Source organism: Caloramator proteoclasticus DSM 10124, from assembly GCF_900129265.1.
Taxonomy (GTDB): domain Bacteria; phylum Bacillota; class Clostridia; order Clostridiales; family Caloramatoraceae; genus Thermobrachium; species Thermobrachium proteoclasticum.
Window position 1 is genome coordinate 1 of record NZ_FQVG01000082.1, and the last position, 6,911, is coordinate 6,911.

Consider the following 6,911-nt stretch of genomic DNA (forward strand, 5'->3'; position numbering starts at 1 on the left):
AGCAGAATCATTTGTTTTAAATAAACTTTTTATTACATTTTCGAAGCCAATTTTATGAGTAAATTCTTTAAGCAATAACAATCCTGTATCAGAAGATAAGTCACCACCATCAAAATTTAATCGTATTTTACTATTGCTTTCTAAACAAATATCATATAAACTAAACATTGAGAACCCTCCCTTTGTTTGGTATTTGTTTAGCAACTATATTATAACAAATTTGGGCCCTCTTTTTCATGTTTTTATTTCACTTTTTAAGTGAAATGCAGTTTAGTAAAAAATTAAGTTAATATGGGCTATAGAACTCTTTTAAATAAATTCCATGAATAATTCAGGTTAAATATATTTATGTAAAGCTCAGTTAATTCTTCATCTGTCATATCCTTTAATTTGTTGATATAAATATCTTTAAATCCTGCTGCTTCATAATACTCTTCAAGTTCTAAAAGCATTTTTTCTCTATCCATATTAATCCCTCCCTATATTTATATATAAATTATACTTATTTTTTATTACCTTGAAAAATTTATTTTTATATACTTTTTTATACATTTATTGTATAATTTGCATAGATATATATGAAAGGAGTGATTTTGTTGTCTCAAAAAATTAATATAATTATGTTAATTTGTTCTTTTATATGTACCATTCTATTTATGATAACTAAAAAGATATTTTTAAGTATTATTTGGGGTATTAATTTTATTCTCTTTTTATTCAACTTTATTAAGACTTACACTAAAAGCAAATCTAATTTAACCGAAGAAGAACTAAACAACCTAAATACTAAAATTAAGGAATTAATTTTAGCAAATAGAGAAAGTAAAGCAATATATTTATATATGAAAACTACTGGAGCAGATTTAAAAGATGCAAAAGAATATATTGATTCATTAACAGATAATTTTTAAGTTGAGAGGAAAAGGTGAAAAAGTTCATTACAATCATAAAAATAATATTTTCAATAATTTGTTTATTAGGTGCAATATTGCTTTTTTTAAAAGATATTTTTATTCCTGCACTTATTCCATTATCTCTATCAATTGCTATACTCTGTTTAATACTGGCACAACTTTAAAATTAAAAAATTTACTAAAAACATTTGGATTACTACTTTTATATTAGGAATTACTACTATTATTTTAAATTTTGTTGTTGGGATAGAACAAAATTATAATTATAATAAAAAGGTAGATTTTGTCTTTAGCACAAATATAATTATTTTTTCATATTCTAATTATATAAGTATAATTAGAGGGATGATACTTTGAAAAATGATATCGATAATAAAACACGTGCACAAATTCCTGAAAGATGTCGTATAGGTTTTCAAAGATATACTGTTGTTAAAGGGGATACCCTTGAGAAAATTGCAAAACGTTTTAATGTAACTGTAGGTTTTTTAATAGTAGAAAATCCCCATATAAAAGATCCGAATAAATTATCCCCAGGAGATGTGCTGTGTGTACCTATACAGCCTCCACCTGGTGTTGGGAGAATACCCGAGAGTTGCCCTATAGGATATGAAAAATATACTATAAAATCAGGGGATTCCTTTTCAAAGATAGCTCAAAATATAGGGGTTCCAATAGATCTTCTTATTTGGAATAACCCACATATTCCAGATCCAAATATAATTTTCCCTGGAGATGTTCTATGTATTCCTGTACCACTTAAATTGCCATCTTGTAATTTATTAAAACCTATAAATCCTTCTATGCAAAATACATTTGGCTCAGCTATGGTTCAAAAACAACAAAATGGACAGCACCTTCTTGTAATTACAGGAGTAAATCTTCCAAATCCATCATTGTTAGGTAACTACGATGGTTACGATGGATTTGTTGGAATTGCAGGTATTGGTGGATATGGCTTCCAACTTACCCCTGTTTCAATTGAAGAAGGGTTATGGATAGGAAGCTTAATAATTTTCCCTATTTTGTCTTCCGGAAATCAAGTTTACATCATTCCAAGTAATTCTGAAGTTTCTGTGCCAAGCAAACCTATATTAGAAGGTATGTTAAAGTAAAAAGCAATAGGTGCATAACTCCTATTGCTTTTTCATTACATTCTATTATTTTATTAAGCCTGTCATCCATTTTCTTTATTAAAAGTTGTCTGTGAAGCTCTATAGCTCTTCTTCTATCAAAATTTTATCGTTTAATATTTGATTTATTGTCTTTAAATTAAAGTCTAATTCCTTAAAGGACAAAATCTGCTGCAGCTCTTCTAAATATTTTTCTGAATATAGCCTATATCCCGCTATAGTTGCAAATTTAGGTTTTAATAGGCCTATTATAATGATGGTGTGTTAGAACACTTATCCCAACCATATCCGGCAACTTCCTTTATTTTATACACATCATCACCTCCATTTTCATAATAATCTATTGCGTTAAAGTCAATATGAAAATCAAAAATATTTTATAAGCAAATACCTTATACTTTAGATTTTAATTTATTTTTTGCTTGAATGAAAATAGGTTATTGCACATCATTTGATTTTATTGTGCAACAACCTATTATTTATAAATTTAAAATATCATAATTATAAATCAATAGCTCATTTATTTCTCCTCGCCCAGTACCCTTACTATTTATGCTTCTTGTTGCTTTTACTCTTGTAATATTAAACCCTTTATATAGCTCTTCAAAGAAATTGTCAAATTCATCTACATTCTTAGGATCTGAATTACTTAACATAAAATATGCACCCTTTTCATCTATTACATTTCTAGTCCATTTAGCTAACCTTTTTTGACTTTCATCATCGAAAGGTATTTTTGAGTAATCAGTAAAACTTGAGGTTTGTGTTAACGGTCTATATGGGGGATCTATATATAAAAAAGAATTTTCATCAATGTATTCAGATACATTCTCAAAATCACCTATCAATAATTTAACCTTTTTCAAAGCACTATTAGCTGCTATTAAATTATCTTTATCACATACAGTTACTTTTTTTCTTTTACCAAATGGGACATTAAATTCACCTTTTTTATTTTGTCTGTACAATCCATTAAAACAGGTTTTGTTTAGAAATATCATTCTAGCCGCATGCCCAATCCATTCGCTTGAAAACAGATTATAATTTAATATTTTCTTTTCTATATTAAATAATTCTCTCTGCTCATAGAATATCTCTTCTTTTTTAACCATATCTCCTTCTAAGTATTTATTTTCTAGTATTTCTAATTGCTCTATTAGCTCTTTAACATTATTTTGAACAACATAATATGTTAATACAAGCTCTTCATTTATATCATTTAAAATTATTTCCTCAAAATTATATTGAGATTGCAAATAGAAAAAAACCGCCCCTCCACCTAAAAAAGGTTCAATATATTTTTTAATCTTTCCACCAAATAAATTTTTAGGGTAATACTTTGTAAATTGTTCTAATAGCTGACTCTTACCTCCTGCCCATTTTAAAAATGGTCTTGCATTTAATTCTGACAAATCTATTCCTCCTAATCCATTTGTAGTATTCTCTTTCTTGTTAACTCTAAATATTCTTCTTCAATATCTATTCCTATAAAATTTCTATTATTTTCAACTGCCACAACTCCAGTAGTTCCTGAACCACAAAATGGATCTAATACTATATCTCCTTCATCAGTAGATGCCATTATGCATCTATATAGCAATTGCTTTGGTTTTTGAGTTGGATGAATTCCATATGTTTTTTCCCTCTTTGGGGTCGTAGGTATTTCCCAAATGCTTCGCATTTGTTTTCCACCATTTAATTCTTTGATAAAATTATAATTGAATTTATGTTTTGCTTTTTTTGATTTCTTAGCCCATATTAACATTTCATGACTTGCTGTAAAACATCTACAACTCATGTTCGGTGCAGCATTGGGCTTAAACCATACAATTTCATTAATTATATGATATCCTAATTCCATTAATGCAAACGCTATTAAATGAATAATGTGATATGTACCTGAAACCCATATAGTCCCATTATCTTTTAATACCCTATCACAAGCCATTAACCATTCTTTGTTAAACTTATAATCACTTAAAAATCCACCAGATATATCCCAATAACCCTTGTTAACACATGCAATTTTTCCAGACTTACATGTAATCCCATCGTTACTTAACCTATATGGGGGATCTGCAAATATCATATCTATACTTTTTTCATTTAATTCCATTAATTTTTCAATGCAATTACCTAATATTAATTCTACATTTTCATCTTTATAAAACTGCATAAGCAAACACCCTTTGTTTTTTTTATATACTTATTCAATTTTATCACAAATATTATGCTATAAAAATCATTATTTTTGGAATACAAACAAATACTCATGGGCAATAAGATAAAAATTCTTTTTTATGCTGATTTCTCTCCAATATTCTGTTTTTCTACAATTATGTTGTTCTTTTATAATTATCTCCTTCAGTTTAAAGCTTTGATTCAAAAAAATATTCATTATTTCATAACCTAAAGGTTTAATATATCCATTTTTTCTTATATCTCCAATCAATATAGCACAATATCTTCCCTTTTTTAATACTCTATAGCATTCACTTGATACTTTTACAACCTCATATAAAAATTCATCATACTCCAACAAAGACATATCTTCTTTAATGTCTTTACTATATTTAATTATATTACTATATGGTGGATGTGTACAAATTAAATCAATTGAGTTATCTTTTATATCATATAAATTTCTTGCATCCCTTTTCAATAATACAGTTTTGTTTTTTCCTTCTATGCATTTTGTTCTTTCCCATGCTATTTTAAGTGCATATTCATTTACATCACATCCAATACCTACTCTGTTAAGCAATCTACACTCTATTAAAGTAGTGCCGCTACCTACAAACTGATCAAGAACAACATCATTTTCCTTTGAATATCTTAATATTATATTCCTAGGTACATATGGACTCCAATTGCCAGGATAATCTCCTTTATGGGTATAATAATTACCTCTATCCTTAAAACTCCATAAAGTTGTAGTTTCTAACATAAAATTATCTAACATAAATACTCTCCTTTCTAAATGACTATTGAGAGTTTATCCAAACTTAAAATTATTAAACACTAAATTTTAAATATTAAAAGGATAAAAATATGATTTGTAGAATATATAACTATATATTAAATACATTTAGGAGGCTTTTTATGAAAAACGCTAATGGTTTTGTTTACAATAAATCAGAAACTACATTTTATTTTTTAATTAATACACTAAAAGATTCTATTAAAAACTGGGATTATTTCGTTGATTGGAATAAAGTTGAAACCAATATTAGAGATATAGAGATCGAATTAAATACTTTGAACTACTTAATCGGAAAAGAAAATATTAAAGAAGAGCTTAAATATCTTTTAAATAAACACCCAGATGTAATTAGGGCTATCCCTTACTTACTGGCCAGTAGAGAAAATAAATTTGAAATTTTATATTTAGATTCAAAGGACAAATTTGATTATAAAATTTTTGATTTCAATAAGAAAAGTTTTAATAGCAAAGATATTGAAAACATTATTACATTTATAGAACATACCAAATTAATAAACATATTTAAGAATAAAACAATTAAAAACTTAGTTGATTATGTGTTTGGTGTAGAAGTTGGCTTAGATAGTAACGGAAGAAAAAACCGTTCTGGTACAGCTATGGAAAATATAGTTGAACACTTTATTAAAAAAATATGTTCAAAATACAACTATCAATATATAAAACAAGCTACTGCAACAAAAATAAAAAAGAAATGGAACTTTCATGTAACTGTAGATAAATCCGAAAGAAGATTTGATTTTTCAATAAATACAGGCAATAAACTATTTTTAATTGAAACCAATTACTATGGCGGTGGTGGTTCTAAACTTAAAGCAACAGCTGGTGAATACAAAACATTATTTGATTTGTTAGAACAAGATGGACATGAATTTATATGGATAACTGATGGTAAAGGCTGGCTAACTGCTAAAAGACCATTAGAAGAAACTTTTAACCACAATAGATATATTTTGAATTTGCATATGGTAGAACTTGGGTTGTTGGAAGATATATTAAATGAAAGTATTAAATTATAAAAACAGCCACACAGATAAATAATTTTGTTTCTATGTGGCATATTATTTTTTTACGGTTCTATAATAAATGTTGTGCTGTAACTTCAGCATATCTTTTTACAAAAAATATGCAGCTGTTTTAGATGCCTAATGAAATAAATTACACACACACTTATTTGAAAGGAAGCATCCAACAAGTGCACATTAATTGTTCTATCAGAAATTTATTCGGTTTTAAATATGTTATTATAATAAAAACAATTAATGCTGATTACTGTATTTAGAAATGAAAAGAAAATCTCACATTTGTCCTTATTGTAAGTCTCAAACTTGTAGAATTCACGACTATAGAATTCAACGTGTTAAACATATTCCTTTATTCTTAAAAGATTTGTTCTACTCGATAAAAATTCAAAATTAGCTTTACAAGTTATGTTTTCTTATAATAGCGATTTAGCTATTGCTCACACATTAAAAGAAAAACTATTAAAAATCATTAAAACTGTCTCTTCTTCCAAAAAAGCTCGCACTTTATTAAAAGAATGCATTCGGCTTTAAAAACTTTGATAGGTTTAGAAATAGAATTCTTCTTTGTTGTAATTAAAGTAAATTATAATACCAAATTTTAAAAAACCAACTCCCGTTGGTCTTTTTGTCCTGCAATTTTTGTGGGATACTCTCCCCAATCCAACCTATCTTTCTAAAATCACTCTCAAACAAGAAAGGACAGGCATTCTAATCGAATACCCGCCCCAACAATTGACAAAGAGCCAAATAAAAAAGCCCTGAAAATATCTTCTTCAAGGCTTTCTATGGTGTATGGTGCGCCCGGAGGGACTCGAACCCCCGACCAACTGGTTCGTAG

General features: G+C 27.5%; 10 protein-coding genes. 4 read left to right on the top strand and 6 right to left on the bottom strand.

The features are described 5' to 3' along the window. Positions 1–168 (bottom strand): transposase (locus BUB63_RS13505; RefSeq protein WP_200790142.1); only part of this gene is annotated, 168 nt, incomplete at its 3' end. 128 nt (positions 169–296) lie between these two features. Next, positions 297–467 (bottom strand): hypothetical protein, encoded by a 171-nt coding sequence (locus BUB63_RS13675; RefSeq protein ID WP_159431477.1) that lies wholly within the window; start codon positions 465–467, stop codon positions 297–299. 129 nt (positions 468–596) lie between these two features. Between BUB63_RS13675 and BUB63_RS12435 the strand changes: the two genes are divergently transcribed. Further along, positions 597–911, top strand: coding sequence for a hypothetical protein (locus tag BUB63_RS12435; RefSeq protein WP_051350708.1), 315 nt, complete (start codon positions 597–599; stop codon positions 909–911). Between the two features lie 356 nt (positions 912–1,267). Next, complete coding sequence (locus BUB63_RS12440) at positions 1,268–2,029, top strand: LysM peptidoglycan-binding domain-containing protein (protein WP_073250236.1); 762 nt, start codon at positions 1,268–1,270, stop codon at positions 2,027–2,029. Between the two features lie 99 nt (positions 2,030–2,128). Here the strand turns inward: BUB63_RS12440 and BUB63_RS14120 are convergent, their stop codons facing one another. From BUB63_RS14120 to BUB63_RS12460, 4 genes are all read right to left on the bottom strand, one after another. Further along, complete coding sequence (locus BUB63_RS14120; RefSeq protein WP_084106787.1) at positions 2,129–2,305, bottom strand: MerR family transcriptional regulator; 177 nt, start codon at positions 2,303–2,305, stop codon at positions 2,129–2,131. Between the two features lie 221 nt (positions 2,306–2,526). Continuing rightward, complete coding sequence (locus BUB63_RS12450) at positions 2,527–3,459, bottom strand: DNA adenine methylase (protein WP_073250238.1); 933 nt, start codon at positions 3,457–3,459, stop codon at positions 2,527–2,529. Between the two features lie 11 nt (positions 3,460–3,470). Continuing rightward, the gene (locus tag BUB63_RS12455) at positions 3,471–4,223 is read right to left on the bottom strand and encodes a DNA-methyltransferase (protein WP_073250241.1); all 753 of its coding nucleotides are present in this window, start codon (positions 4,221–4,223) and stop codon (positions 3,471–3,473) included. Positions 4,224–4,292: 69 nt separating this feature from the next. Then, positions 4,293–5,009 carry a TRM11 family SAM-dependent methyltransferase gene (locus BUB63_RS12460; RefSeq protein WP_073250244.1) on the bottom strand — a complete coding sequence of 239 codons (717 nt, stop codon included), beginning with the start codon at positions 5,007–5,009 and terminating at the stop codon, positions 4,293–4,295. A 140-nt stretch (positions 5,010–5,149) separates the two neighbouring features. Here BUB63_RS12460 and BUB63_RS12465 point away from each other — a divergent pair, with 140 nt between their 5' ends. Further along, positions 5,150–6,067: a type II restriction endonuclease gene (locus BUB63_RS12465; RefSeq protein WP_073250246.1), complete on the top strand. Its 918-nt coding sequence runs from the start codon at positions 5,150–5,152 to the stop codon at positions 6,065–6,067. A 265-nt stretch (positions 6,068–6,332) separates the two neighbouring features. Then, entirely contained in the window at positions 6,333–6,467 is a 135-nt protein-coding gene (locus BUB63_RS14125; protein ID WP_084106788.1) for a transposase family protein, read from the top strand. Positions 6,468–6,911: the final 444 nt, after the last annotated feature.